Consider the following 1370-nt stretch of genomic DNA (forward strand, 5'->3'; position numbering starts at 1 on the left):
CGAAGGCCCGCAAGTCCGGCCGGACGCCCCAAGCCGACCGTCTTCCGTCAGTGCCCCTGGTCACCTAGTGCCCCCGGCCACCGTCTGCGGCATCGGGTCGAGACGAGAGGGTGAGTTTCGGGTGATGCTGGGTTTGACGCGGCGAACAGGCGGTAGGTAATGGCTGTGGTAATGCGGCGCACCTGACGCGCACGGGCCGGGAGGACCCGGTCCGGCTGTTGGCTCGGCGAGCGAGGAAGTGGTTATGGACTATCCGTTGCTTAATGCTTTTCTAACAGTTCTGTTTATCTTTTTGTTTGCCGTCTGGATCTATTTCCTGTTTGTTATCTATGCTGATATCTTTCGTAGTCGGGATCTGTCCGGCTGGGGGAAGGCCGGCTGGTCGATCTTTGTCCTCGTGCTTCCGGTCATCGGTATCCTGAGTTACTTGATCGTGCGCGGCGACGGGATGCAGGATCGGATGGTGCTCCACAAGCAGTACGAGGAGGAGGCGGTCCGCGGCTACCTCCGCGCCGCGACCCGCACGACCAGCATTGCTGACGAGCTGGCCAAGCTCGACGACCTGCACCGCCGCGGACTGCTCAACGACCAGGAGTTCGAGCGCGAGAGGGCTAGGATTCTCGCGTGAGTCAGCATGGTCAAGCGGTGGGGAGCATCCATGGACGGTCTCCAGATTCTCCCGCTGGCAATCACCATGATGATCGGACCACAGATCATGTCGGCGATCATCTTCGTTACCACGCCACGAGCCGGGCGGGTATCTCTGGGGTTCCTGGCCGGTGTGGCGGTCGCGACAGCGACCGGTGTGGCCGTCATGATGGGCCTTGCTGCACTGCTAGACAGCGATGTCGACCTGGGCAGCCCGAGGAGTAACGGTTCAGCCGGCCAGATCATCCAGTACGTACTGGTGGGCCTGTTGGCAGCCGCCGCCGTGAAGAACTGGGTGCGGCGCGAAACGGTGGAGCCGCCGAAATGGCTGACGACGCTGATGGCGGCAGATCTGATGAAGGCGTTCCAAGTCGGACTGTTCGTCATTCTGCTGATGCCCTCGGACATCGTGATTATGATGACGGTTGGAATACATCTGCAGCAGAACAACGCGTCCTATGCGGCAGCACTCCCGTTCATCGGGATGACCGTTACGGTGGCGGCACTGCCGCTGCTTGCCCGGGTACTGTTCCATAGACGGGCAGAAGCCGCCGCACCGCGCGTCCGAGACTGGATGAACACCCACAGCTGGCTTATCAACATCATCGTCTGCATCATTTTCATCGCCCTCATCATCGACTGAAGCGGCTGCTTGAGTCCCCGCCCCGGAGGGCGAGCGCCGCACACAGGAGTCGAAATGAAATAACTTGCGCGTTTCGAAC

General features: G+C 60.9%; 2 protein-coding genes. Both read left to right on the forward strand.

All coding sequences use genetic code 11. The features are described 5' to 3' along the window. Positions 1 to 244 precede the first annotated feature (244 nt). Positions 245 to 628: an SHOCT domain-containing protein gene (locus ACY5KJ_RS19025; protein WP_462204007.1), complete on the forward strand. Its 384-nt coding sequence runs from the start codon at positions 245 to 247 to the stop codon at positions 626 to 628. A 30-nt stretch (positions 629 to 658) separates the two neighbouring features. Next, on the forward strand, positions 659 to 1291 hold the full coding sequence (locus tag ACY5KJ_RS19030; RefSeq protein ID WP_462204008.1) for a GAP family protein: 633 nt from the start codon (positions 659 to 661) through the stop codon (positions 1289 to 1291). Positions 1292 to 1370: the final 79 nt, after the last annotated feature.

The sequence above is a fragment of the Frankia sp. CcWB3 genome (assembly GCF_977927595.1).

What these genes read in the sequence shown, in the direction of transcription:
- ACY5KJ_RS19025 (WP_462204007.1), top strand. Translation starts at nt 245, where the DNA reads ATGGACTATCCGTTGCTTAATGCTTTTCTAACAGTTCTGTTTATCTTT.
- ACY5KJ_RS19030 (WP_462204008.1), top strand. Translation starts at nt 659, where the DNA reads ATGGACGGTCTCCAGATTCTCCCGCTGGCAATCACCATGATGATCGGA.